The 23,127-nt window shown below is 63.1% G+C and carries 23 protein-coding genes; 11 read left to right on the top strand and 12 right to left on the bottom strand.

Annotated features, from left to right (window positions below; translation table 11 throughout):
• Positions 1 to 126: 126 nt before the first annotated feature.
• Positions 127 to 1,815: an alpha/beta hydrolase gene (locus JQ628_RS08880; protein ID WP_212221956.1), complete on the top strand. Its 1,689-nt coding sequence runs from the start codon at positions 127 to 129 to the stop codon at positions 1,813 to 1,815.
• 87 nt (positions 1,816 to 1,902) lie between these two features.
• Here JQ628_RS08880 and JQ628_RS08875 read toward each other — a convergent pair whose 3' ends face one another.
• On the bottom strand, positions 1,903 to 2,604 hold the full coding sequence (locus JQ628_RS08875; protein ID WP_212221954.1) for an SDR family NAD(P)-dependent oxidoreductase: 702 nt from the start codon (positions 2,602 to 2,604) through the stop codon (positions 1,903 to 1,905).
• 175 nt (positions 2,605 to 2,779) lie between these two features.
• Between JQ628_RS08875 and JQ628_RS08870 the strand changes: the two genes are divergently transcribed.
• The gene (locus tag JQ628_RS08870) at positions 2,780 to 3,562 is read left to right on the top strand and encodes an SDR family oxidoreductase (RefSeq protein ID WP_212221952.1); all 783 of its coding nucleotides are present in this window, start codon (positions 2,780 to 2,782) and stop codon (positions 3,560 to 3,562) included.
• 40 nt (positions 3,563 to 3,602) lie between these two features.
• On the opposite strand, the gene JQ628_RS08865 is transcribed toward JQ628_RS08870, so the two are convergent.
• Positions 3,603 to 4,229: a TetR/AcrR family transcriptional regulator gene (locus JQ628_RS08865; RefSeq protein ID WP_212221950.1), complete on the bottom strand. Its 627-nt coding sequence runs from the start codon at positions 4,227 to 4,229 to the stop codon at positions 3,603 to 3,605.
• A 200-nt stretch (positions 4,230 to 4,429) separates the two neighbouring features.
• On the opposite strand from JQ628_RS08865, the gene JQ628_RS08860 reads away from it, so the two are divergent.
• The 3 genes from JQ628_RS08860 (at position 4,430) to JQ628_RS08850 (ending at position 6,434) form a co-directional block, all read left to right on the top strand.
• Positions 4,430 to 4,807, top strand: a complete 378-nt coding sequence (locus JQ628_RS08860) for a tautomerase family protein (protein ID WP_212221948.1) — start codon at positions 4,430 to 4,432, stop codon at positions 4,805 to 4,807.
• Between the two features lie 191 nt (positions 4,808 to 4,998).
• A complete protein-coding gene (locus tag JQ628_RS08855) occupies positions 4,999 to 5,640 on the top strand; it encodes a LysE family translocator (protein ID WP_212221946.1) in 642 nt (213 codons plus the stop codon).
• Positions 5,641 to 5,699: 59 nt separating this feature from the next.
• Positions 5,700 to 6,434, top strand: coding sequence for a hypothetical protein (locus tag JQ628_RS08850; RefSeq protein ID WP_212221945.1), 735 nt, complete (start codon positions 5,700 to 5,702; stop codon positions 6,432 to 6,434).
• A gap of 6 nt (positions 6,435 to 6,440) precedes the next feature.
• On the opposite strand, the gene JQ628_RS08845 is transcribed toward JQ628_RS08850, so the two are convergent.
• The 4 genes from JQ628_RS08845 to JQ628_RS08830 form a co-directional block, all read right to left on the bottom strand.
• Positions 6,441 to 8,183, bottom strand: a complete 1,743-nt coding sequence (locus JQ628_RS08845) for a TRAP transporter large permease (protein ID WP_212221943.1) — start codon at positions 8,181 to 8,183, stop codon at positions 6,441 to 6,443.
• A complete protein-coding gene (locus JQ628_RS08840; protein WP_212221941.1) occupies positions 8,180 to 8,848 on the bottom strand; it encodes a TRAP transporter small permease subunit in 669 nt (222 codons plus the stop codon). Before JQ628_RS08840 ends, JQ628_RS08845 begins: the two co-directional genes overlap by 4 nt.
• A gap of 114 nt (positions 8,849 to 8,962) precedes the next feature.
• Entirely contained in the window at positions 8,963 to 10,102 is a 1,140-nt protein-coding gene (locus tag JQ628_RS08835) for a TRAP transporter substrate-binding protein (protein WP_212221939.1), read from the bottom strand.
• Positions 10,103 to 10,307: 205 nt separating this feature from the next.
• The gene (locus JQ628_RS08830; protein ID WP_212221937.1) at positions 10,308 to 11,636 is read right to left on the bottom strand and encodes a tetratricopeptide repeat protein; all 1,329 of its coding nucleotides are present in this window, start codon (positions 11,634 to 11,636) and stop codon (positions 10,308 to 10,310) included.
• 164 nt (positions 11,637 to 11,800) lie between these two features.
• Here JQ628_RS08830 and JQ628_RS08825 point away from each other — a divergent pair, with 164 nt between their 5' ends.
• On the top strand, positions 11,801 to 13,102 hold the full coding sequence (locus JQ628_RS08825) for a tetratricopeptide repeat-containing protein (RefSeq protein WP_212221935.1): 1,302 nt from the start codon (positions 11,801 to 11,803) through the stop codon (positions 13,100 to 13,102).
• A gap of 2 nt (positions 13,103 to 13,104) precedes the next feature.
• Here the strand turns inward: JQ628_RS08825 and JQ628_RS08820 are convergent, their stop codons facing one another.
• Positions 13,105 to 14,115, bottom strand: a complete 1,011-nt coding sequence (locus JQ628_RS08820; RefSeq protein ID WP_212221934.1) for an aldo/keto reductase — start codon at positions 14,113 to 14,115, stop codon at positions 13,105 to 13,107.
• Positions 14,116 to 14,226: 111 nt separating this feature from the next.
• Positions 14,227 to 14,652 (bottom strand): PaaI family thioesterase, encoded by a 426-nt coding sequence (locus JQ628_RS08815; RefSeq protein ID WP_212221932.1) that lies wholly within the window; start codon positions 14,650 to 14,652, stop codon positions 14,227 to 14,229.
• A gap of 79 nt (positions 14,653 to 14,731) precedes the next feature.
• Here JQ628_RS08815 and JQ628_RS08810 point away from each other — a divergent pair, with 79 nt between their 5' ends.
• The 3 genes from JQ628_RS08810 to JQ628_RS08800 all read left to right on the top strand — a co-directional run bounded on the left by JQ628_RS08810 (position 14,732) and on the right by JQ628_RS08800 (position 17,748).
• Entirely contained in the window at positions 14,732 to 15,361 is a 630-nt protein-coding gene (locus JQ628_RS08810) for an NUDIX hydrolase (protein ID WP_212221931.1), read from the top strand.
• A gap of 188 nt (positions 15,362 to 15,549) precedes the next feature.
• Positions 15,550 to 16,521, top strand: a complete 972-nt coding sequence (locus JQ628_RS08805; RefSeq protein WP_212221930.1) for a Bug family tripartite tricarboxylate transporter substrate binding protein — start codon at positions 15,550 to 15,552, stop codon at positions 16,519 to 16,521.
• A 63-nt stretch (positions 16,522 to 16,584) separates the two neighbouring features.
• A complete protein-coding gene (locus JQ628_RS08800; protein ID WP_212221929.1) occupies positions 16,585 to 17,748 on the top strand; it encodes a hypothetical protein in 1,164 nt (387 codons plus the stop codon).
• Positions 17,749 to 17,934: 186 nt separating this feature from the next.
• Here JQ628_RS08800 and JQ628_RS08795 read toward each other — a convergent pair whose 3' ends face one another.
• Entirely contained in the window at positions 17,935 to 18,234 is a 300-nt protein-coding gene (locus tag JQ628_RS08795; RefSeq protein ID WP_212222240.1) for a hypothetical protein, read from the bottom strand.
• Positions 18,235 to 18,441: 207 nt separating this feature from the next.
• Between JQ628_RS08795 and JQ628_RS08790 the strand changes: the two genes are divergently transcribed.
• On the top strand, positions 18,442 to 18,924 hold the full coding sequence (locus tag JQ628_RS08790; RefSeq protein ID WP_212221928.1) for a hypothetical protein: 483 nt from the start codon (positions 18,442 to 18,444) through the stop codon (positions 18,922 to 18,924).
• A gap of 18 nt (positions 18,925 to 18,942) precedes the next feature.
• Here the strand turns inward: JQ628_RS08790 and JQ628_RS08785 are convergent, their stop codons facing one another.
• Together JQ628_RS08785 and JQ628_RS08780 are read right to left on the bottom strand one after the other, a co-directional pair.
• A complete protein-coding gene (locus JQ628_RS08785) occupies positions 18,943 to 20,160 on the bottom strand; it encodes an EAL domain-containing response regulator (RefSeq protein ID WP_212221927.1) in 1,218 nt (405 codons plus the stop codon).
• Between the two features lie 348 nt (positions 20,161 to 20,508).
• Positions 20,509 to 21,060, bottom strand: a complete 552-nt coding sequence (locus JQ628_RS08780) for a hypothetical protein (RefSeq protein WP_212221926.1) — start codon at positions 21,058 to 21,060, stop codon at positions 20,509 to 20,511.
• A 218-nt stretch (positions 21,061 to 21,278) separates the two neighbouring features.
• Here JQ628_RS08780 and JQ628_RS08775 point away from each other — a divergent pair, with 218 nt between their 5' ends.
• Positions 21,279 to 21,956, top strand: coding sequence for an LptA/OstA family protein (locus tag JQ628_RS08775; RefSeq protein ID WP_433996118.1), 678 nt, complete (start codon positions 21,279 to 21,281; stop codon positions 21,954 to 21,956).
• Between the two features lie 126 nt (positions 21,957 to 22,082).
• Here JQ628_RS08775 and JQ628_RS08770 read toward each other — a convergent pair whose 3' ends face one another.
• Positions 22,083 to 23,096, bottom strand: a complete 1,014-nt coding sequence (locus tag JQ628_RS08770) for a Bug family tripartite tricarboxylate transporter substrate binding protein (protein WP_212221924.1) — start codon at positions 23,094 to 23,096, stop codon at positions 22,083 to 22,085.
• Positions 23,097 to 23,127 lie beyond the last annotated feature (31 nt).

Genomic DNA, 23,127 nt, shown 5'->3' with positions numbered 1-23,127 from the left:
CGCGTGACTCCTTTTTGACGTTTGGGCCGATGACAGTCATGATCTCGTGCCCGGTCGCTCCCGGTTCCGCCGGTCGAGCAGCACGATAAGCTGGCCGGACCAGGCCGCTCATCCGGGTGCGGACATATGCGCAAAGAGCTGTGGCGTTCATTCTCGATCGGCGGCCTTTTGCTTGGGGCGCTGTTTTATGCCGCCTCCCTGACACCAACGCTGTTGCCGCGGACCTATCTCACGCAAGGCGTGGTCTCGGGATGTGCGATCGCGGCCGGATACGGCATCGGCGTCTTCGGCCAGTGGATCTGGACCTATATGGAGCTGCCGCAGCCCAGTGGCCGCATACTGCACGTCGCCAGGCTTGCTGCCGCGGCGGGCTGCGCGCTCGTCGCGGTCGTTTCCTTATGGTCGGCGGCGCCATGGCAGAATTCGATCCGGGAACTGATGCAACTCGAGGCCGTGGACACGGCATACCCGCTTCGGGTCACGATGATCGCATTGGCGATTTTCGCCATCGCGGTGGCGCTCGCGCGGCTGTTCGAGCTGACGCTGCGCTTCGTGGGGATGAGAGTTAGCCGGTTTCTGCCAAGGCGGGTGTCCAACGTCGTCGGCGTCGTCGCGGCGGTTGCGCTGTTCTGGTCGATCATCGATGGCGTCCTCTTTCGGGTCGTGCTGCGCATCGCGGACGCGTCCTACCAGCAATTGGACGAGCTGATCGAACCGGAGACGCCGCCGCCTTCGGATCCTCTGAAGACCGGCAGCGGCGCTTCCCTGCTGGCTTGGCAAGAGCTCGGCCGGGCGGGGCGGGAGTTCATCTCCTCGGGACCGACCCGCGAGGATATCGGCGCGTTTTCGGGCCAGGCGTCGTTCGAGCCTGTTCGCGTCTATGTCGGGCTGCGATCCGAAGACACGGTGGAAGCGCGCGCCAGGCTCGCGCTGGAAGAATTGAAGCGGACCGGAGGGTTCGAACGCCCCGTGCTTGTCGTGATCACACCAACCGGCACCGGGTGGGTCGACCCGGCAGCACTGAATAGCCTCGAATATCTGCACCACGGCAACGTCGCGAGCGTGGCGCTACAGTATTCCTATCTCGGGAGTTGGCTGTACCTGCTGGTGGGAGCGGACTACGGCGCGGACGCCGCGCGGGCCCTCTTCAAGGAGATCTACGCATACTGGACCACTCTTCCCAGAGCCGGCCGGCCGAAACTCTATTTGCACGGCCTCAGCCTTGGCGCGAAATACTCCGAAATGTCGACGGACCTGATCGAAGTGCTTGGCGACCCATTCGCCGGCGTGCTCTGGAGCGGGCCGCCTCACTCGAGCAGGCTCTGGCGCTTTCTCACCGACAACCGGACTCCCGGATCGCCCGCCTGGCTCCCCCGCTTCCGGGACGGATCTTTTGTACGGTTCATGAATCAGCACGGTGACGCTGCCGCCCCGGTTCTGAATGCCGCATGGGGACCGATCCGGATCGTCTACCTGCAATATGCAAGCGATCCGGTGACCTTTTTCGACCATCGCAGCTTCTACCGTGAACCGGACTGGATGCTGCCCCCGCGCGGCCCGGATGTGTCGCCGCAATTGCGGTGGTATCCCGTCGTCACCTTCCTTCAACTGGCGCTGGACATGTTCATGGCGCTGGAAGCACCGATCGGCCACGGCCATGTCTACGCCCCGGCGCACTACATTGATGCATGGATAGAGGTGACTGATGTCCGCGACTGGTCCGAGCAAAAGATTTCCCGGCTGAAGCGGCACTTGTCCAAACCGCAGTCCACGGCCGCCATTCGAATACCGGCCACGGCGGAGGCGAAGTTTTGAACGACGCCATCCGAGGATGGCCGTCTCGTCGGTGGTTGATGCCGCTCAGCGCACATTCACAGCGCGCTGCTGCTGTTGACGCCCGCGCTACCACGTCTCGGCGTATGGCCTGATCTCGACATTGAATGACCATGCCGAACGGGGCTGGCTGGCGACGTGCCATGCTTCGTCGGCGATGGCGGCAGGCGTGATGAAGAAGTCGTCGGGCTTTTGCTTGAATCGCTCCCGTGCCCACGGCACGTCGATCACGGCATCAATGACGATATAGGCGACATGCACGCCCTTCGGTCCGAGATCGCGCGCCATCGCCTCCGCGAGGATGCGCTGCGCGGCCTTTGTCGGGGCGAAGCCGGCGAAGTTCGCACGGCCGCGCTGCGCCGATGTGTTACCCGTGACGATGATAGCGCCTTGCCCGGCGCCGACCATCGCCGGCGCCACACGGCGTGCGAGATAGAGCAGGCCCATGGTGTTGACCTGGAAGTTGCGGTTGAGCATGGCCGGGTCGATTTCCATGAACGTTCCCCAGCCGCCGCCCACGGCATTATGGATCAAGGCGTTCGGGGCGCCCATCTCGCGCTCCACCAGATCCATCGCCGCATCGACCTGGGACTGATCCGCCACGTCACAGACATAGGCCTTCGCCGAGGGCACTTGTTTCGCGAGATCGCTCAGCCGCCCGGCGTTTCGTGCCAGCATGGCAATGCGATAGCCGCCCGCAGCGAAACGGCGCACGAGCGCCGTTCCCGTTCCGGGACCAACGCCGCTTATGACACACACCGGTTCGGCCATTGCGGTCTCCTCAGGTTTTCCGGAACGGAGGCCTCGGCATTGAAGTCAAGGTGGCCGCATCCGGTCGCATCTGCGCGATCAACCGTTCGGCGTCTTCGTGGCGGTGGGTCTTGACTTCTTATAATGACGATCATCATCTAACACAATAGTCACGGTCATCATCAGGGCAAGGCGCATGACTCAATCCGGCGAGCGCGGCAAAAAGCCTTTAGTCGAAGACGTTGCACTTATCGTCGGTGGCGGTCCTGGCATCAGTGCGAGTTGCGCCAGGCTGTTTGCGGAAAGCGGCATGCGCGTGGCTGTGGCAGCCAGGAATCCCGACAAGGCGGTGCTCGAATCCCTTGAGAAGATGCATGGCGTGCGCCGGTATGCCTGCGATGCCAGCGATCCCGTTCTCGTCGCGCAGTTGTTCGATAACGTCGTTCGCGACATCGGGACGCCGCGCCTTGTCGTGCATAATATCGATGGCCGGGTTGCCGGCATTTTCCGCAAGACCATCGTCGAAGCGGAGCCGGGCATGGTGTTCGAAACCATCCGAAACGCGGCGTTCAGCGCATTTCTGGTCGGTCAGCAGGCCGCGCGGCTGATGCTTGGAAACGAACCCAGCGCCAACGGTGCGAGAGGAACGATCATCTTCACCAACGCCAGCGCTGCGCTCAAGGGCTTCCCGTCGAGCGGCGCCTTCGCCATGGCCTGTCATGCGAAGTCCGGACTTGCGCAGAGCATGGCCCGCGAGCTGATGCCGCAGGGCATCCATGTGGCGAACGAGCCGATCGACGCTGCGATCGGCTGGACGCAGGAGGATGGTATCCGCGCGCACCGGCGGGCGGGAACAACAGTCGACGACAACATGGCCGACCCCGACCATATCGCCGTGACCTATCTTCAATTGCACCGCCAGCATCGGTCGACATGGGCGTTCGAAGTGGTGCTGCGGCCGTGGATCGAGAAATGGTGATGGGGCACTCGTAGGCTTGCATCGGCGTCTGGAGCGGAAGTTACCCGACCCCAGCCGTATGACCGCTCCGGCGTTCGTCCTTGCCGAGCACGAGATCGACCGCGTGGGCGGCGATCTTCCGAAGCTGGGCCTCATCGCCAAAGGCGCGTTCGAGCACGGCCAGGCCGCGCGTGACGGTGGCAATGTGCAATGCTGCGGCTTCCGGGTCTCCGGTGAACTCGCCTCGCTTCGCGCCTTCTGCCAATGCCTCCTGAAGCAGCGCGGTGATCCGCGCCACCAGATCCGCGAAAGCCTTTCGCGCGTCGTCATCCAGACCTTCGCCTTCGCCCAGCGCCAGTTCCATCAGTCCACGCGTGGTCGGGCAGCCGCGGGGCGGGGAGCCGGCGCGGAAGTTTGTGATGACCAGATCGAAGAAGGCCGTGAGGCGCGCGCGCAACGTGCCGGAGGCGAGCGCCGTCTGAACAGAGGTGAGATACTCGCTCGCGTAGCGCTCATAGGCGGTCAGGAACAGCGCTTCTTTGCTGCCGAACGCGTTGTAGAGACTGCCGCGCTGGACGCCGGCATCGCGCGCGATGTCTGACAGCGACGTGCCGCGCACGCCCTTGCGCCAGAATTGCTCGAAGGCGATGCGCAGAACTTCGTCGTGTTCAAACTCGCGCGGCCTCATGTTTCTCCTCCTACGCAGGGATCAGGTGCGACTCGGCCCTTCAATGCGAGCGGAAAAGTATTTGACATCGCGTCAAGAACATGGGCATGATTTCTGGACATCGTGTCAAAAACTAAGGCCGGTGGTCCATTTCGTCAATGAGGTGGGGCAGACGCCGGCCGGGCGCGCGCAGGCGCGATCGTTTCAGAAGGGATTTTGCGATGCCGCTCATTCACGTCTCGATGCGCGCGGGCAAGCCAAACGCCTACCGGCAGGCGATCTTTGACAGCCTTTACCGCGCCATGCGCGATGCGCTGAACGTGCCCGAGGACGACCAGTTCATGACCATCACGGAGCACGACGCGGCGAACTTCCGCTATGGCGCGGGTTATGGCGTCAATCGGAGTGAGGATGTCGTTTACATCCAGATCACCGTGTTCAACACCCGCACCGCCGAACAGAAGAAGGCGCTGTTCCGGCGGACCGCAGAACTGCTCGGCCAAAACCCCGGCATCCGGCCGGAGGATGTTTTCGTGAACATTCTGGAGTCCGCGAAGGAGAACTGGTCGGTCGGCCACGGCCTTGCGCAATTCGCGTGAGGCAATGTGGGTGAACTCGCCGAAGCCTCCTCCCCGCCGCAGGATGGGCAGGCCTTTTCACTGCATAAGCGTGCACCAAAAATGCACCCGGCGCACATGAATTTGCGGCGGCTGGGTGCAACTCTCGCCGGTCCGTTGCATTTCAATGCCGGGGCCATCATGTTCGCCTGGCCATGTGAAAAGGAAGCCGCATGTCGACACCGGCAGTTCTGCTCGCCATCATCGCAACGCTCCTGGTCGGCGTTGTCAGTCCAGGTCCCAGCTTCCTGCTGGTGTCGCGCATCTCGGTCGCGCAGTCCCGGGCTCATGGTCTTGCTGCCGCGGTCGGCATGGGCCTTGGCGGAACCGTGTTCGCTGGCCTCGCGCTGCTCGGGCTTGCCGCCTTGCTCAGCCAGATCGCATGGCTTGACTCGATCCTGAAGCTTGCCGGCGGCCTCTATCTGATTTGGCTCGGCATTCGTATCTGGCAGGGAGCGACCGAGCCGCTGCCGTCGGTCGATGCCGCTTCCGCGCAGGACGGCACGCTGCTGCGCTCGGTCGTGTTCGGATTACTGACCCAGCTCAGCAATCCCAAGACCGCGGTATTTTATGCCAGCGTCTTCGCGGCGATGCTTCCGGCCTCGCCGCCCGCCTCGCTCCTGATCGCACTGCCGCCGCTGGTCTTTGCGGTCGAGGCCGGGTGGTATGCGATCGTCGCCTTGAGCCTTTCGGCGCCTTATCCGCGAAAACTCTACCTGCGCGCAAAGCCCTGGGCGGACCGGCTGGCGGGCACGTTGATGGGCCTGCTCGGTCTGCGGCTGATCCTGGATGCGGTCGGCGCGCGGCGATCCTGACGTTGCCCTTCGCTTCAAGCTCGGTCTAGTCTGCCTTCACCGATGGCGGGGGAGGTCGAATGGCCTTGTTCGGTTGGGGGGCGGAGAAGGGGAAGGCGGCCGAGGGCGCGCAGCTCGATACGGCCACCGGCGATATGTTCGATCCATCCGCCGTTCTGCGCAGGCTCGACCAGACCGTCCCAAAATACCTCGACAGCATCGATCGGCACGAACTGGTCTATCCCGCGTGCAAGCGAACCCCTGACGATGCGCACGGCGGCGTCCGCCCGGTCTGGGAGCATACAAGGATCGAGGCCTTTCGCTATCTGGTGTCGGTGCCCGGGCGCGACAGCGAATTGCTCATCGCGCCTTCGCGCCAGGGCGAGATGGTCTCGGCCTTCCTGCGCCAGCAGCCGCACGAAAACACCGTGATCGATTTCTCCGGCGTTGCGGCCGAAGATGTCGGCACCGCGGTCATCGCCGGCTTCAACTGGCTCAATCACTGTGCCTCGCTCGCCGGTGTGCCGCGCGAGAAGGTCGCGCGCACCCTCACCAGCTTTCGCAAGGTGGTCCGTCTCGCCCAGCAATGGTGGGAGACCGAAGGCGCCGTGCAGCGGTGCGCCCAGATGTTGGCCGAGCGGCAAAAGCCGCCGCTGATGCTGTACCTGATGTGGTCGGACTACACGCGGATCGCCAGGGAAATCGCGATCGCCCCTGCGATGCGCGCCCCCGAAACGGACATCGAGACGATGAGCCGCCTGGAGGCGGCCCAGGAGCCGGAAGACCTGAGCGCGCCGCAGCCGGCGGGCGGGTAGTACCCGCTAGCCGCCATAGAGGTAATTCGGCAGCCACAGCGTCATGCCGGGCCACACATACATGATCACCATGCAGAGGATCACGATCAGCATGTAGGGCATCATGCCCGCGAAGATCTGGTTGAGCGTGACATGCTTGGGTGCGACGCCTTTGAGGTAGAACGCCGACATCGCCACCGGTGGCGACAGGAAGGCGGCCTGCAAATTCACGAACACCAGCGTGCCCCACAGAATCGGATCGATGCCGAAATGCTTGAGCATCGGCAGGAAGATCGGCACGAAGATGATGATGATCTCAGTCCATTCCAGCGGCCAGCCGAGGACGAAGATGATTGCCTGCGACAGGATCATGAACTGTAGCGGCGTCAGGTTCATCGAGAGCACCCAGCTCTCCAGCAGCGCCTGACCGCCGAGGATGGCGAACACCGCCGAGAACAACGCCGATCCCACGAACAGCCAGCACACCATCGCGGTGGTCTTTGCGGTGAGGAACACGGCTTCCTTGGTGCGCTTCCAGTCGAGCGTGCGGGCATGGAAGGCAAGTATGAAGGCGCCGGCCGCGCCGACCGCGGCGGATTCGGTCGCGGTCGTGATGCCGAACAGGATGACTGCGAGCACCACCACGGTGAGGATGCCGAGCGGCATCACCGAGGACGTCAGCAGCCGCAGGATCTCGAACTGCTCGCCGTTCATCCGCAGATAGGAGCGCAGGCTCCAGGCCAGCAGGAGCAGGGCGGTGACGGCGAACCCGATATAGAAATTGGTGGACGGACCCTTGGCTTCGCTTGGTTCGGGCGTTGCAGCCGCGCTGCCGAGCTGTTGCAGGCCTTCGACCGCTTCCGCCGCGCCGGCCTGCTGGTGGATCACGACGTACCACCAGATCGTGCCGAGCGTGATCGCCGAGAGCAGGAAAGGCACCAGCGAAATGACGAAGTTTTGCAAGATCGCGCGATAGCGCATCGGCTTGCCGTCTACCTCGAACTTGCTCGCCGTGCCGGGCGAGAACACTGCCTTCAGTAGCCCGACGAACATGTTCGGCGAATACTGCGCCTCGAATTGCCGGATCCAGGCCGGCACGGGGACGCGTGTCTGCTCCTCCGGCAGCGGCGGTGCAACCTTCGGATTGATCATCGCCCAGCCGACGACATAGACGAGATAGAGGAAGGCGAGGAAGAAGCCGGGTAACATCGCCGCCGCGTAGAGCTTGACCACCGACTGGCCCGCGACCGCGGCGTAGACGATGATCATCACCGAGGGCGGGATCAGGATGCCGAGCGTGCCGCCGGCGGTGATGACGCCGGAAGCAAGCCGCGTGTCATAGCCGGCGCGCAGCATCGGATTGAAGGCGATCACGCCCATCAGAACCACCACCGCGCCGACCAGGCCCGAGGCGATGCCCCAGAACGTGCAGACGATCAGGGTTGCGACCGCGAGCGAGGCGGGCAGGCGGCGGAACGCAAGCTGGATCGAATAGAACATCTTGTCGACCAACGCGCCGCGCTCCATCACATATCCCATCAGCACGAACAGCGGGATCGAGATCAGGACGTCGTTGGTCATCGCGCCATAGGTGCGCTGGACCATCAGGTCGAACACCTTGTTCTGCGTCCAGTGGTGCGACGGGTCGTAGAAGGCGATGAAGCCGAAGAACATGCCAAGGCCCATCAGGGTGAAGGCCGTGGCAAAGCCCATCATGATGACGACGACGATAAGCGCCAGCATCAGGAGGCCGAGTGCCGGATCGCTCATGTGTTCACATCCCCGCCCATGCCGCGCTGCCGGGCCATTTCATCGATGCGCGCCGCGCCCTCGATCGCCATCTTGCGCGATTCTTCATCGACATATTCGCTGTGCGCGAGCTGCTCCTCGATCACGTCGATCTCGGCGACGTCGTGCAGCCGGCTCGGCCATTCGCCGGTCTTCAGGCAGACGATGCAGCGGATGATCTCGCCGATCCCCTGGAGCATGATCATCGCGCCCGCGATCGGGATGATGGTCTTGAAATGATAGACCGGCGGTCCGTCCGCTGTGACGTTGGAGTGCTCGTTGATGCGCCAGGAGTCCCCGGCGAAATCGTAGCCGGCATAGATCAGCGCCGCGATGCCCGGAATGAAGAACACGAAATAGAGGATGAGGTCGAGCGCGGCCTGCGTGCGCGGGCGCATCGACGAATACAGGAAGTCGCCGCGGACATGCGCGTTCTGTGCGAGCGCGTAGGCGCCGCACATCATGAACAGCGTGCCGTACAGCATGTTGCTGAAGTCGAAGATCCACGACGTCGGCATGTTCATGATGTAGCGCTTGAACACTTCGACGCAGACGACGGTCATCAGCGCCATCATCAGCCACGCGGCGGCCTTGCCGACCCAGGTCGAGATGCCGTCGATGGTGTGCAGTAAACTCTGGACGTTCATGTGATGTGGTTCGGAAGAATAAATCCGGTCCCCGGAGACTTTATCTGCCCCCTATAACACAAGGCACCGCCCGAATAGTCCTCGGACGGTGCCTTGCCCGTTTTTATTTAGGCGTCAGAGCTTCTTGGCCGCGCCGTTCGCGCCGAAGTAATGGTCGTAGGCCATGCGGCGACCGACCACCGTATCCTGCTCCCACTGCGTCGCGCGCTTGGCGAAGTCGAGCTGCGATTGCAGGATTTCCTTGAACAGCGGGTTTTCCGCCGCCTTCTTCTTCACCACCTCGTCATAGACCTCGAGCTGCCGCTTCAGTATCGCGTCGGGCGTCTTGTAGAACTTGACGTTGTCCTTGCTCTGCATCTCCGTATAGTCCTTGGAATAGCGATCGATCGCCTTCCAGGACATTTCCGCCGAAGCCGCGTCCACCGCGCCGGCGATGATCGCCTTCAGCTTGTCCGGCAGCGCGTTGAACTTGTCCTTGTTGAACATGATCTCGAACTGCTCGGCGTTCTGGTGATAGCTTTGCAGCATGCAGACCTTGGAGACGTCCGGGAAGCCGAGCACGCGGTCCGAGGTGGCGTTGTTGAATTCGGCCGCATCGAGCAGGCCGCGGTCCATGGCCGCCACGATTTCACCGCCGGGCAGCGCGTTGACCGCCGCGCCCATCGCCGTGAACACGTCGATCGAGATGCCGACGGTGCGGAATTTCAGGCCCTTGAGATCGTCGACCTTCGCAACCGGCTTCTTGAACCAGCCGAGCGGCTGGGTCGGCATCGGCCCGTAGGGGAACGACACGACATTGGCGCCGATCGAGCTATAGAGCTTGGCCAGCAGCTCCTTGCCGCCGCCGTATTTGTGCCAGGCCATCAGCATGTTGGCGTCCATGGCAAAGCCCGGGCCCGAGCCCCACAGCGCGAGCGCGGTCTGCTTGCCGTAGTGATAGACCAGCACGCCGTGGCCGCCGTCGAGCACGCCCTTCGACACCGCATCGAGCAGGCCGAACGCCGGCACCACGGCGCCCGCGGGCAACACCTCGATCTTGAGGTCGCCGCCGGTCATGTCGTTGACCTTCTTGGCGTAGTCGAGCGCGAATTCGTGGAAGATGTCCTTCGACGGCCAGGTGCTCTGCCAGCGCATGTTGATCGGGCCGGTCTGGGCGAGTGCGGCCGGTGCGGCAACTCCCGCGGCGGCACCCACCGCTGCCGTCTTCAAAAAGGCGCGGCGCGTTGCCCGTTTGTCCTTGGTTGTCTTGGTCATTGGTTTTCCTCTCCCGTGATGCGGCCAACCCGATTGAGCGGCCTTTAATTATTGGCGGCAACACAAAGGCTTGTACGGGGCTTTGGCAACTAGACTTCGCTCTAATGCGACCGTTCGACGCAGCTGTGATGGTTGAGACATCAATCACCGCGAGCGCGATTTATTCCGCGCGCACCGAAAAAAAATCGAAAGGCTGTCCTGGCGGTCAGGCCGACGTGTGCGTTGCGGCAGACGCCAGCCAGCGCGTGTCCCGGGCCGAAGGCCGACGGTGCAGGCGGGCGTCCAGCATCGCGCGGGCCCGGGCAAGATCGCCGCTCTTCATCAGCGCGACGATAAAGGTGTCCTCGATCAGCTCGCGCTGCGCATGGCTGCCGCCGATGCGAACGACCTCGCCGAGCACCGGCTCGAGCGCGCCGACGCAGGCGTCATGGCGCCCTTCCGCAAACGCCGTCATCGCGCGGAAGATGCGCGGCACCACCGGTCCGGCCGGCAGCTTGCCGTCCGCGAGGCGCTTTTCGACCACGGCGAGCCGCTCTTCCAGCGCCGCCTGGTTGCGCGTCGCGGCAGCAAACAGCGCCATGTGCACGTCGGCGAACGGGATGCTCGATTTCGGAAACGCGGCTTGCGCGAAGGCATCCGCCTCGGCCCAGAGATTGTCCGGCACCGCATGCCCATAGGCCGAAAGTCGCCACAGCAGCGAAGCGCCGTCGGTCACCGCGTTCAGCGGCGGCGCCTTGGTCGCGGAAGGCGTCAGCACGTCGGCGTAGATCGCGAGCGCGCGGGCCGCATCGCCATGCTCGAGCGCGCCGAGCGCCTGATGCCAGAGGATATGGCCATGCAAGATGCCGGAGCGGTCATAGCTCGGGATCCACCCGGTCACCAGCGCGTCGGCATCGGCGACCGAGCCGTCCTCGAACATCGCATGCAGCAGCGCGTGCGCCGCGTGCGCATTGGCCCGGCGCTGGTCGAAACCGCGCTGCGTCATGGGGCGGCCGCGCTTGACGTCGCCGTTCTCGGTCAGCGCCCAGCCGTGCATGGTGAGGAACCACCAGTCGTCGCCGTAAGCGTGCGCGTGGCGCCCGCACAGATCGACACGGGCCTGGTCGTGGTCGGCCATGCCGGAAAAGGCGAATAGCCCGAATGCGCCCATCGGCAGCGACATCACCATCGCATCGCGCGGATGCGCTTCCAGATGTCCCAGCGCGCAAGCGAGCGCCGCCGGAATCTGGCCTTCGATGGCGAGCGCGAGCGTCTCGACATGCGTGCGCTCGCGCTCGCTGCCGTTCTTCGCGACGAGCTGGCGCGCCAGCGCCGCCTTTTTCCGCGCGGCCTCGCCCTGCTGATAGAAGGTATGGATGCGCCCGCGCGCGATGTGGGCGAGCGCAAAATCCGGATCGGCCGCAACCGCCCGCTCAAAGGCCTCCGCCCCGCCCGGCCATCCCGCCAGCAGCAGATCGACGCCTTCGCGATAGGCGTCGGCGGCCTCAGCCGAAACCGTTGATAAGCCAAGTCCGTAACGATCCTGATGAACCATGGATGCCTCGCAGCCGTCCGCTGCATCCGATCCTACTATCGGTCGAGCCGGCATTAAAAGTGTCCGCCGCGCAGCGCGCGATCTGGCCGCAATACCGTCATCGTGCTATCAGCAACCCCTGATTGTCTGCACCGTGACTCAAGGCCTTGCGAGGGGGAACGCGCATGGGAACTTGCTTTGTCATTATGGGTTTTGGCGAAAAGACCGATTTCCAGTCGAATCCGCAGCGCGTTCTGAATCTGAACAAGACCTACGCCAACATCATCAAGCCGGCCGTTATCCAGGCGGGCCACGATTGCGTGCGCGCGGACGAGATCATCCATTCCACCGTCATCGACAAGCCGATGTACGACAATCTGCTGAGCGCGGACCTCGTGATCGCCGATCTTTCCACTGCGAATGTCAACGCCGTCTATGAACTTGGCGTCCGTCATGCGCTGCGGCCGCATCGCACGATCGTGATGGCGGAAAACAGCTTCAGCTTTCCGTTCGATCTCAATCATCTCAGCATCCTGAAATACGAGCATCTGGGCAAGGAAATCGGCTTCGATGAGGTGATGCGCGTCCGCGGTGTTCTCGTGGACAAGATCACCGCGCTGATGGGCAGCCCCGAGCCGGACAGCCCGGTCTATCTTTTCATTCCGACGCTGAAGCCGGCCAGCCTTCCCGCGGCAAGCCCGGCCGCGATCGCTGCGGCGCCTCCGCCTGCACCTTCTGCCGAACCGACCGATTCAAACAGTTTTGCCCATCTGCTGGAGGCGTTTCGTGCCGCCAGGGACAAGGCAAGGAAGCCGGCCGACTGGAAGGAGCCGCTGAACCTGCTGGGTCGCCTGAAGACGATGCAGCCCACCGATCCCTACATCCTTCAGCAACTGGCGCTGGCGACGTACAAGCACGAGCAGCCGGACAGGAAGGTCGCGCTGATACAGGCCAAGATCATCCTCGGCGAGCTCGCGCCACAGACCTCAAGCGATGCGGAGACGGTCGGTATATGGGGCGCGATCCACAAACGGCTGTGGGAGGAATTGAAGACGCCTGCCGATCTCGATGAATCGGTGATGGCCTATGCGCGGGGCTACTACATCAGGAAGGACTACTATACCGGCATCAACTACGCCTTCATCCTCGATGTCCGCGCAGCCGAGACCTCAGGCGAGGAGGCGTTGACGGATCGCGTGCTCGCGCGCCGGCGACGCCGCGAAGTCCTGGCCATTTGCGATCAACGGCTGGAGGCGACCCCGGCTCCCGTCGGCGAGGAGATTTTCTGGATCGGCGCTACCAAGGTCGAGGCGCTGCTTGGGCTCGGCCGCAAGGACGAAGCGGCCGCCTTGCAGTCGAGGATCGTAACCGAGGAGCGCGAGCGCCGGAAGAAGGCCGGCGTCAGCGACAACGACCTTGGCTGGATGGAGGGATCGCTGGTTGCCCAGCTCGAGAAGCTCGCCAGGCTCTCACCCCTGGCGGGTTGAATTCACCCCGTCCGCGCCCGCCGGCCTTCGATCGGATAGGCCGGGTCGTTGAAGCCGGGCGTGGAGGGATGGCCGCTGACGACGAGACGGTCGATCAGGGCTTCGTCCTCCGCGGTGAAGCGATAGTCGAGCGCCCTCATGTAGTCGTCCCATTGCTGCTCGGTGCGGGGGCCCGCGATCACCGCGCTGACAAAGGACGAATTGAGCACCCAGGACACCGCGAACTGGCCGGCGGTGATGCCGCGCGCCTCGGCGTGCTGCTTGATCTCCTGCGCAAGCCTCAAAGACTCCGGCCGCCACTCGGTCTGCATCATGCGCTTGTCGGCGCGGCCGGCGCGGGTGTCCTTGTCGGGGGCTGCGTCCGGTTTGTACTTGCCGGTGAGCACGCCGCGCGCGAGCGGGCTGTAGGGCACGATGCCGAGGCCGTAATAATTGCAGGCGGGAAAATGCTCGACTTCGGGCATGCGGTTCATCGCGTTGTAATAGGGCTGGCTGACCACCGGGCGGTCGATGCCGTTGTTGTCGCAGATGTTGCAGATCTCGGCGACGCGCCAGGCGCGGTAGTTCGAGACGCCGAAATAGCGCACCTTGCCCTGCCGGATCAGGTCGCCCATCGCCCGCACGGTCTCCTCCAGCGGCGTCGAATGGTCTTCCTTGTGCAGGTAATAGATGTCGATGTAGTCGGTGCCGAGCCGCTTCAGGCTGTCTTCCGCCGCCTGCAACACCCAGCGCCGCGACAGCCCGCCATGGTTGGGATCGTCGCCGATCTGGTTGGCAAGCTTTGTGGCGAGGATCCAGTTCTGCCGGTTGTTCGAAATCGCGCGGCCGACCACCTGCTCGGACTTGCCGCCATTATAGGCGTCGGCCGAGTCGATGAAATTGATCCCGGCCTCGCGCGCCTTCGCCACGATGCGCGACGACGTCGCTTCATCCGTCGGCCCGCCGAACATCATGGTGCCGAGGCAGATCGGTGAAATCTTTAGTCCACTGCGGCCGAGGTTGCGGTATTGCATAGGGTCCTCCAGGTTTGCCCGTCATTGCGAGCGAAGCGAAGCAATCCATCGTGCGCCAAAGAAAGTATGGATTGCTTCGTCGCTACGCTCCTCGCAATGACGGCCGATGCATCACGTCTCGCTCTTCAAAATCTTGAACACGCCGTTCGCCATGGCAATGACGCGCTTTTCCACCGTCACTTCCGTGGTGATGAAGATCAGGCTTCGCGTCGAGCGTACCACGCGCGGCTTCGAAATCAGCACCTCGCCGATCTTGCCGGCCTCGACGAAATGCGTATCGAGCTGCACGGTCGCAAGCGTCGGCTTGCCCGACACATAGCGGGCGGTCATGCCGCAGGTCCGGTCGGCAAAGGTCATCAGCACGCCGCCCTGCACGAGACCCCGGCGGTTGTGATGCTTATCCTCGGTAGCAAGCGCGTATTCATATTCGCCGTCGACGAGCCGTTGCCACAGCGGCCCGATCAGATGCAGAAAACCGGTGGTTTCGACGATGCTCCAGCCGTCATTCCTGAGCTTTGTGGCGGCCTTGTCGGGCATCGCGTCCATTCCGGTCCTTGCATAAGGTCATGTTGTCAGGCGCATTTCATCGAACGCCGACCTGTTGTAGTCAAGCGGCATGGCCCGCGCATTCGACGATACCACCCGGCGGAATATCGCAGAGCTCTGCAACGCATTTGTGCGCGAGGATCCGCGCGAGCCGATGCCGGTGCTCAAGCGCGCCGCGGTCGCCATCGCACTCACCGAGGACGAGGCAGGCGAGGGCACCGCGTTCCTGCTGACCCGGCGCGCCGCGAGCCTGCGTGCCCATCGCGCGCAATGGGCCCTGCCGGGCGGCCGCTGCGATGCCGGCGAAACGCAAGCCGAGGCCGCGCTGCGCGAGCTGCATGAAGAGCTCGGACTTCGCGCCGAGGCCTGCGACGTGCTCGGAATGCTCGACGACTATCCCACCCGTTCCGGCTATCTGATCACGCCGGTCGTGGTGTGGCTTTCATCGCGCGCGCCTGTTGTGCCGAACCCCGACGAGGTTGCTTCCGTGCACCGCATCGCGCTCGATCACGTCGAGGCGGAAGATGCCTTCAGCTTCACGACCATCCCCGAGAGCGCGCGGCGTGTGATCCGCTTTCGCTTGGCCGGCCAGCACATCCATGCGCCGACGGCAGCGTTGATCTATCAGTTTCGCGAGATGCTGGCAGGGCGTGACACCCGCGTCGCCGAGCTGGAGCAGCCGGTGTTTGCGTGGAAATAAGACGGCGCGCCGGTCTCAGCCGTCATTGCGAGGAGCGCAGCGACGAAGCAATCCATTCTTCCCTATTGGCGAGATGGATTGCTTCGCTTCGCTCGCAATGACGACTTAACCGAAAGCCGGGTTGCGGATATTTTTCATTTCAGCGACGATGCGCCTAATAACAAGAATAGTTCGGGAGCCTGCCCATCATGCCCACATTGAAACAGTTGCTTTGCGCTGCCGCCGCGCTTGTCCTCACCGCGAGCTTCGCCCACGCGCAAAACTACCCGAGCCGGCCGATCACGCTGGTGATCCCATTCGCTCCGGGCGGCAGCACATCGGTTGTCGGGCGCGGCGTTGCTGACAAGATGGGCGAATTGCTGGGTGAAAAGCTTGTGGTCGACAATCGCCCCGGCGCCGGCGGCACGGTCGGCACCAAGGCCGTGGCGAAGAGCGAGCCGGACGGCTACACCTTGCTGCTCGGCTACACCGGCACGCTCGCGATCGGGCCTTCGCTCTACAAGAATCCCGGCTACGATCCGCGCAAGGATTTTGCGCCGATCGGCATGATCGGCAATGCGCCGAATTCTTTGGTGGTCCATCCGTCGTTTCCGGCAAAGACCGTCGCGGAGCTGATCGCCTATGCCAAGGCCAATCCCGGCAAGGTCAATTTCGGCTCGGCGGGCGCGGGCACCGCGAGCCACATCACCGGCGAATATTTTGCCAGCGCCGCCGGCATCAAGCTGGTGCACATCCCCTACAAGGGCACCGGTCCCGCGCTGACCGATCTGCTCGGCGGCCACATCCCGATGGCATTCGCGCCGGTGCCGGCCTCGCACGCCCAGGTCACCGGCGGCAAGCTGCGTGCGCTGGCGGTGACGAGTTCTTCGCGCTCGGGGCTGATGCCTGACGTGCCGACCATCGCCGAGTCCGGTCTCGCCGGCTTCGATGCCTCGCTTTATTACGGCCTGGTCGCGCCGGCCGGCACGCCAAAGCCGATCATCGACAAGCTCAACAAGGCGCTGCGCGATGCGCTTGCCTCCGACGAAGTAAAGAAGCAGCTTGGCAATGACGGCACCGACATCACGCCGGGCACGCCCGAAGATTACGCCGTTTTAATCGACAGGGACGAGAAGAAATGGGCCGGGCTCGTCAAGGCCAGCGGCGCCGAGCAGGAGTAAAGGCGGCACACCGCCGCAATGTTTCGGGGCTGACTTAAGGGCGACGCTTGCTACAACGGGTTCATGCGTCGGCCATTGATTCGGGTTTTTCTGATCGGTCTTGCGCTCGCCGTTCCTGCGGGCGCTTGCTTTGCCATGGATGCATCCTCGCTGCCGCCGTCGGTGGCGGACGCGATGGCGCAGGCCACGCCGGAGGCGATGGCGGAATACCGCCGCAAGCTGCAGGAATACGAGGAAGCGATCGCGCCAGTCATGGCTTACTGGAATTCGATCGCCGAGAAGCGGCGTGGCCGCAATGCCAAGCGGCGCGCCGGACAGCAGATCACGCTCGACGACTACGTGCTGACACAGCCGCCGGTTTATACCGGGCCCAAAAAGCCGGCCGATCCGTCGGCGCCCGAGCGGCCGCCGCGCAAGGCGCTCCCGATGGTTCCCGATCTCATCCAGGCAGCGGTCGAGCATTTTCAGTTCACGCCGCAGAAGCCGGCGACCGAAGCCGAGTTCAAGCGTGCGTATGCGCGCGTAGCCGCAGCCGCCGGGCTGACGCGCGAGCAGGCGGTGCGGGTCTACTCGTTCGAGACCGGCGGCAACGGCAATTACGACATGCAGTCGGGTTATCGTGGCCCGGGCACGCGTCCGATCTCGACCGCGATCGGCTACAATCAGCTCCTGACCACCAACAGCGTCGAGCTGATCGCCGAGCAGGGCCACGAGATCATCAAGGCGCTGACCGCGAAGGCGGCGACGCTTTCGGGCGCGCCGCGCAAGGCGCTGGAGCACAAGATCGCGGTCCTCAAAAAGATGTACGCCTTCTCGCGCACGGTGCCGGATACCTGGTCGGACCACGAACGGCTCGCCGATACGCCGCAGGGTTGGGCGCTGCATGCCATGGTGCTCGACATCGACGTCGGCCCGCATTTGCAGACCCACAAGCTGCTGACCTCGGTGCATTTTGCGCGCGCCAAGGGCTACACCAAGCCGCTGACCGCGGCCGAACTCGAGATGATGAACCTGACCGGCGACGGCACCGGGCTCGACATGGTGACGATGCCGCAGGCGATGCGGGAAAAGGTCCCGACCTCGAACTTCTTCCAGCGCGGCGGCTACGAGCGCAACCCGGTCGCCAGCCGCAATAACACGGTGGCAAAGCTGCTTGCGATCACCGACGAGCGGATGGATGTGAACAGCGCAAAGCCCGGCGCTCAGGAACTGGCGGCGGCGTTTTAGGATGCTTCGCTTCCCCTCTCCCCTTGTGGGAGAGGGTGGACGCGATGCAGAGCATCGCGGACGGGTGAGGGGTCTCTCTCGGCTGGCGCCGAGATCCGATCGAGGCACTCTGTCCCGCGGATAGAACCCCTCATCCGGCGCGCTGACGCGCGCCACCTTCTCCCACAAGGGGAGAAGGGAAGAGCCTCAATTCGTCCCGAACATGAACTTGTCGCCCTCGAGATAGGGGCCGGTGCGCATGTAGAGCTGGCCGTTCTGGCCGATGAAGAACAGCGTCCCCTTCGGCACCTTCTTGGCGCCCTTCAGGAGCGTGCCGGCATTGCTGGTGCCCATCTTGTAGGCGAAGGTTTTGCCGTCCTTGCCGTAAGCGTAACCCATGTCGGGCTTCAGCTCCCAGGGCGTCGCCTCTTGCGCAAAGGCGTAGGTCGAAAGTGCCGCCAGCGCGGCCGCCGCGATCAAGAAACCTTTCGTCGAAATTCGCGTCATCGTCATGTCCCGTCGTCCTCCTGCTTGCAGCGCCGCCATTTCTTTTGAACAAATCACGAACGCCGTTATTCCGTCAATACGACCAGCGGGCGCACCCGCCTCACACGCTCCCAGCGAGTTTGTGATTTCCCGCTCCGGACTTCACGACTATGTTCGCCGTCGTCTACAAGAGTTTTTATTGCCCAACACCTCATAGGGATGATTCGGATGAACAACGTCATGAAATCTTGTTTAGGCGTCGCATTGTCGCTCATGACGCTGGTCCCCGTGGCGGCGACGGCCGACGACTACAAGCTCGTCAGCAACCAGCGGATCGCCTGCGGCCGCGGTCTCTCCCCGGGCAAGCTCAACACCGCGACATGCAAGACCTACGCCTATCTCTTCAACACCAAGACGTCGGAATTCTTCCGCTGCCAGATGACGCTGGTCATGACGCGCGACAACAAGGAAGTCATCAACGTGCAGGCTGACGGCGGCTGCACCAAGCGGCCGCGCATCTTCGAGTCCGACGGCGACTACATGTTCGATGCCATGGAAACCGAGCCGCCGAATACCAATTCGTTCTTCGGTCCGGGCGGCTTTGCCGTATGGGCCAGCGCCACCAATGAACGCAAGTTGCGCGGCTGCATCACCATCGCCTCCGGCCTTGGCTCGGACGTCTCGAAATGCCTCGACATGACATTCCAGTGAGCGAGCCGCCTCGCAGCTTCACGCAACGCTGCCGGCAGTCGATGCCGGCGACAGCCTGGACCGGGCAAACTTCCTGACGGCGGCCGGCTTGCCGAACAGAAAGCCCTGCACGAGGTCGAAACCCAGGGCATGCGCGGCGAGAAAGTCGGGGCGGGTCTCGATGCCCTGCGCCAGCACGCGTGCACCTTGCTCATGCGCAAACTCGATGATGTGACGGCAAACGGTCTGCTTCAGCCGATCGTCAGTGCAGCCGGTGACGAATTGCTGGTCCACTTTCAGCTCGGCGAACGGAAAGCTTCGCAGCCCCATCAGCGACGGCCACTCCACGCCGACATTGTCGACCGATATCGCAATGTTGCGCAGGCGCACCTCGTGAGCGAGGTCGATCACCAGATCGAGATTGTCGACGACTTCACGGCTGTCGAGCTCGATCAGCAGTCCCCCGAATGCCGGGTGGTTCGGCATCCGGCGGCACATCTCGTGCACCGTCTCGCTATCCCTGAGGAATGAAACCGGCAGGTTGATCGACAGATCGACGGGGCCCTTCCGTTCCAGCATGTAGTGCCAGTCCTCGGTGGCGCGACCGATCACGAATTCGGACAGGGCATTGAAATTCGGATCCCGTTCGTCCGGAATAAAATAGGCCGGGAGTACCACGCCCCACGCCGGATGCCGCAGCCGCACCAGCGCCTCCGCGCCGCTGGCAGCGAGAGTGCGGAGGTTGACCTTCTGCTGGTACCATAATTCAAGCCAGTCGGCCTTCAACGCCTCGGCTACGTCGACCGGGGGGCTCGGCAACGGCTCGGCAGGCAGGAGCGCAGCCACGCAGGCGCGCAATGATCCGGCGTCGAATGGGGTCGGCAGCGGCGGCAGCATGGCGATGCCGTGCTCATCGCAAATTTGCCGGACGGCCTTCATCATGATCGAATCCGGTGGCCCGACGACGAGAACCTTGCCGGCGAAATCTTTTCTGGCCAGCGTTTCGATGATCTTGCCGACTTCGATCCCGTCGACCGTCACCCCGAACACGACGAGGTCGGGACGTTGATCATCCAGCGCGTCGTCGAGTTCGCGGGCTTGCGCGCATTCGCCGGTGATGAAGCCGAAATCCTCTAGGGCTTCGGCGATGAAGGTGCGAACGTGCTTCTTGCGATCCGCGACGCAGGCGCGAGGCGTCAGTCTTCGTTGACCGAACCATTTGGATCGGACGTTCTCCCCCTGAACGGTCTGAATCATGCCTGCCCTCTCCGCGCAACCCCATCAATTCGTACAGCCTCCGCGCGTGCGAAATCATGGAGTTTTTGAGACGAGGCCGTAATTAGTTCGTTAGGGTTAAAGCGCGTGGCAAAAGCATAAAATTGTAGATGCTTTGCTGTTTCGAAACGACCAGTCACTCAAAGTCCGTATGGCATGATACGAGGCCGCGGCCTGGGACCGAAAGACGCCTATCGTTATGTCCGCAACGTCGAATTCAGGTCTTGGATGAGCCGGACAGCGAATATGCTGCAGCAGCGAACATAAGTTAAGCGCGACGCGAATGATCCAAAGCAGGCGGGTTGGCAAACCATATCGGCACTGATGGAATCATGAGTTGTTTCTGTCCTGCGCAAATCGCTCGACAAGCTCAGACCAAAACGGAACATATTTGATTTGCGCGGGCCACGGTTTGCTGTTCCAGCCGGCGAACTCTCTTTCGAAATAGTCGTTCAGGTTAGCACCATAGTAGATTGCATCGATGCCATAGATGGAAAAGACGGGGTTTCCCGCCTCGTGCGGCTGCTCTGGCAAATACCGGTGAGCAATCAGCGGGATCAGTTTCGGCGCCCGAGAAATGACTTCTCGAAGCTTCTCTTCCCGATCTCGTGCACTAGACGGCCACTTTCCCCATTCCGACCACCACATTCGTCCATCTTCGACAGACAGGCGCAAACTTTCAAAAGGCCATTCAAGCGCTCGTTTTATCGCTCGGTCATCCGTCCAATCATATCCCTCCACCGGCCGCCTTCGCCTCAGGAGCGCAATCAGATCGGGCGGAAAGACCAAGCCAAACCGACGTTGCGCCCTGTCGAGTTCTGATTCCGTATAGCCGTTGGTCCAACGAGTCGTAGCGTGGCCTGACGATCCTGTTCGCTCCATTTGTCCGTCGCTTTCCCGACTTGGGTTTTTGCCGATATTGCGTTGGGAGCATATGGTCAGGTTGGCCGTATGGTCGCCTCATAGCCCTACGGGACCGAATTTCGGCTCGGTCCGATGTCTGCAAATGACTCAGAGCGGATGATCTGAAACCCATTTGATTATAGCTCGATTCTTGTAAGAATGGACGCATGTCAAAGCATTTGCGGATATTTCCAGCAATGTCGAGGTTCGCCCGAGCAGATCACATAGCGATCATCATTGTCCTCGTTCTCGTTACTCAGGGATCGCATGCGCAGAGTCCCGCCCGCAGCGTCCCCAATGCGATGCAGGGATTCTCGCAGAATCGGGACCAGCCAATTCAGATTGAGGCGGCTTCGCTGGAGGTGCGCGACAAATCCAAGGAGGCGACCTTCGCCGGCAACGTGAAGGTCACGCAGGGCGACACCACCATGCAGTCGAAAACGCTGGTGGTATTCTACGAAGAAAAGGCCGCCCCGCCGGCATCGCCCGGAGCCCCTAAGCAGAAGACCGGGGCCAAGAGCCCGCCCGGCGCGCCGATGCAGGCCGCCCAGCCCGGGCCGGGCGGCAGTTCGTCGATCAAGCGGCTGGAGGCGCGCGGCAACGTCGTCGTGACGCAAAAGGACCAGGTCGTGACCGGCGAGACCGCGATCTTCGATACCAGGGCCAACCTGATGACCATGCAGGGCGGCGTGGTACTGACCCAGTGCAGCAATGTGATGCGCGGCGACCGCTTGAAGGTGGACATGACGACGGGTGTGTCGCGGGTCGAGTCCGACAGCGGCAGGGTGCACGTGTTGGTCGATCAGTCTTCAGGGGCTAGTTGCGGAGCAACTTCAAGTCCGCAATTGCCTTCTGCGACCATGCCAAAGAGATGATGCTGAAACTTCCGCTTCTCCCGTTTGCGGCCGCAATGCGCCAGATAGCGCACGCGCGTTAAGCCGCGCTCACAGGCCCGCACACGCCCCGGCAAAAGGGCCGGGAGCGCGTCCCGGCCTTCACCTTCACTCCGGCTTGATGCCTGCGAATTTGGCGACCTTACCCCACTTGTCGATTTCAGCGAGGATGTAGCGCTGCATGTCGTCGGGAGAGCCGCCGGCCGGTTCGGCGCCGAGCTTGCGCAGGCGCGCGGTGCCGTCATCGGTCTTGAGGAACTTGTCGACGCTGGTGTTGAAGCGGGCGATGATTTCCCTGGAGGTTTTGGCGGGCGCGGCGATGGTGAACCAGGACGAGGCTTCATAGCCGGGCACGCCGGCTTCCGCGATGGTCGGCAAATCAGGCAGCAGCGGCCAGCGCGTGGCGCCGGAAACCGCCAGCGGACGGATCTGGCTCGCTTCGGCGAACGGCTGCGCGGCCGGCAGATTGTCGATCATCAACTGGACGCGGCCCGCGATCAGGTCGGTCAGCGCCGGTGCGCTGCCGCGGAAGGGCACGTGGGTCATCTCCACGCCGGTCATCGACTTGAACAACTCGGTGGAGACGTGGGCGGTGCTGCCCAGGCCCGGCGTGCCGTAGAAGATTTCACCGGGCTTGGACTTGATGTAGGCGATCAGCTCCGAGACCGATTTGACCGGCAGTGAATTGGTGACGGAACACAGGTTCGGTACACGAGCGATGATGATGACCGGCGCCAGATCCTTGACCGGATCGAACGGCATGTTCTTGAACACCAGCGGATTGATCGAGTGCGTGCCCGGCGTGCCGACCAGGAAAGTGTAGCCGTCCGGTTCCGCCTTGGCGACGAAATCGGCGGCGATGTTGCCGCCGGCGCCGGTCTTGTTCTCCACGATGAACTGCTGGCCGAATTCTTCCGATACCTTCTGGGCAACGACACGGGCCAGAATGTCGGTGGTGCCACCGGCCGCGAAAGGGACGACCATCTTCACGGGACGCGACGGCCAGTTGTCGGCGCGGGCGCCGCGCGACAACAGCGGCATGGCGCCGAGCGCGGCGCCTCCGATCAGGACGGAGCGGCGGGTCGGAAGCGAGAGACGAGTAGAATTCCTGGTAGTACGCATGGAATGTCGAGGTCCTTGTTTTTTCGGCCGG

It is taken from the genome of Bradyrhizobium lablabi (assembly GCF_018129385.1).
GTDB lineage: Bacteria > Pseudomonadota > Alphaproteobacteria > Rhizobiales > Xanthobacteraceae > Bradyrhizobium > Bradyrhizobium lablabi_C.
This window is presented reverse-complemented; position numbering and strand designations above follow the sequence as displayed.

What these genes read in the sequence shown, in the direction of transcription:
- JQ628_RS08780 (WP_212221926.1), bottom strand. Translation starts at nt 21,060, where the DNA reads ATGGAGCGAACAGGATCGTCAGGCCACGCTACGACTCGTTGGACCAAC.
- JQ628_RS08875 (WP_212221954.1), bottom strand. Translation starts at nt 2,604, where the DNA reads ATGGCCGAACCGGTGTGTGTCATAAGCGGCGTTGGTCCCGGAACGGGA.
- JQ628_RS08820 (WP_212221934.1), bottom strand. Translation starts at nt 14,115, where the DNA reads ATGCAATACCGCAACCTCGGCCGCAGTGGACTAAAGATTTCACCGATC.
- JQ628_RS08880 (WP_212221956.1), top strand. Translation starts at nt 127, where the DNA reads ATGCGCAAAGAGCTGTGGCGTTCATTCTCGATCGGCGGCCTTTTGCTT.
- JQ628_RS08785 (WP_212221927.1), bottom strand. Translation starts at nt 20,160, where the DNA reads ATGATTCAGACCGTTCAGGGGGAGAACGTCCGATCCAAATGGTTCGGT.
- JQ628_RS08840 (WP_212221941.1), bottom strand. Translation starts at nt 8,848, where the DNA reads ATGAACGTCCAGAGTTTACTGCACACCATCGACGGCATCTCGACCTGG.
- JQ628_RS08855 (WP_212221946.1), top strand. Translation starts at nt 4,999, where the DNA reads ATGTCGACACCGGCAGTTCTGCTCGCCATCATCGCAACGCTCCTGGTC.
- JQ628_RS08845 (WP_212221943.1), bottom strand. Translation starts at nt 8,183, where the DNA reads ATGAGCGATCCGGCACTCGGCCTCCTGATGCTGGCGCTTATCGTCGTC.
- JQ628_RS08805 (WP_212221930.1), top strand. Translation starts at nt 15,550, where the DNA reads ATGCCCACATTGAAACAGTTGCTTTGCGCTGCCGCCGCGCTTGTCCTC.
- JQ628_RS08770 (WP_212221924.1), bottom strand. Translation starts at nt 23,096, where the DNA reads ATGCGTACTACCAGGAATTCTACTCGTCTCTCGCTTCCGACCCGCCGC.
- JQ628_RS08815 (WP_212221932.1), bottom strand. Translation starts at nt 14,652, where the DNA reads ATGCCCGACAAGGCCGCCACAAAGCTCAGGAATGACGGCTGGAGCATC.
- JQ628_RS08835 (WP_212221939.1), bottom strand. Translation starts at nt 10,102, where the DNA reads ATGACCAAGACAACCAAGGACAAACGGGCAACGCGCCGCGCCTTTTTG.
- JQ628_RS08810 (WP_212221931.1), top strand. Translation starts at nt 14,732, where the DNA reads ATGGCCCGCGCATTCGACGATACCACCCGGCGGAATATCGCAGAGCTC.
- JQ628_RS08830 (WP_212221937.1), bottom strand. Translation starts at nt 11,636, where the DNA reads ATGGTTCATCAGGATCGTTACGGACTTGGCTTATCAACGGTTTCGGCT.
- JQ628_RS08790 (WP_212221928.1), top strand. Translation starts at nt 18,442, where the DNA reads ATGAACAACGTCATGAAATCTTGTTTAGGCGTCGCATTGTCGCTCATG.
- JQ628_RS08860 (WP_212221948.1), top strand. Translation starts at nt 4,430, where the DNA reads ATGCCGCTCATTCACGTCTCGATGCGCGCGGGCAAGCCAAACGCCTAC.
- JQ628_RS08775 (WP_433996118.1), top strand. Translation starts at nt 21,279, where the DNA reads ATGTCGAGGTTCGCCCGAGCAGATCACATAGCGATCATCATTGTCCTC.
- JQ628_RS08870 (WP_212221952.1), top strand. Translation starts at nt 2,780, where the DNA reads ATGACTCAATCCGGCGAGCGCGGCAAAAAGCCTTTAGTCGAAGACGTT.
- JQ628_RS08795 (WP_212222240.1), bottom strand. Translation starts at nt 18,234, where the DNA reads ATGACGCGAATTTCGACGAAAGGTTTCTTGATCGCGGCGGCCGCGCTG.
- JQ628_RS08850 (WP_212221945.1), top strand. Translation starts at nt 5,700, where the DNA reads ATGGCCTTGTTCGGTTGGGGGGCGGAGAAGGGGAAGGCGGCCGAGGGC.
- JQ628_RS08865 (WP_212221950.1), bottom strand. Translation starts at nt 4,229, where the DNA reads ATGAGGCCGCGCGAGTTTGAACACGACGAAGTTCTGCGCATCGCCTTC.
- JQ628_RS08800 (WP_212221929.1), top strand. Translation starts at nt 16,585, where the DNA reads ATGCGTCGGCCATTGATTCGGGTTTTTCTGATCGGTCTTGCGCTCGCC.
- JQ628_RS08825 (WP_212221935.1), top strand. Translation starts at nt 11,801, where the DNA reads ATGGGAACTTGCTTTGTCATTATGGGTTTTGGCGAAAAGACCGATTTC.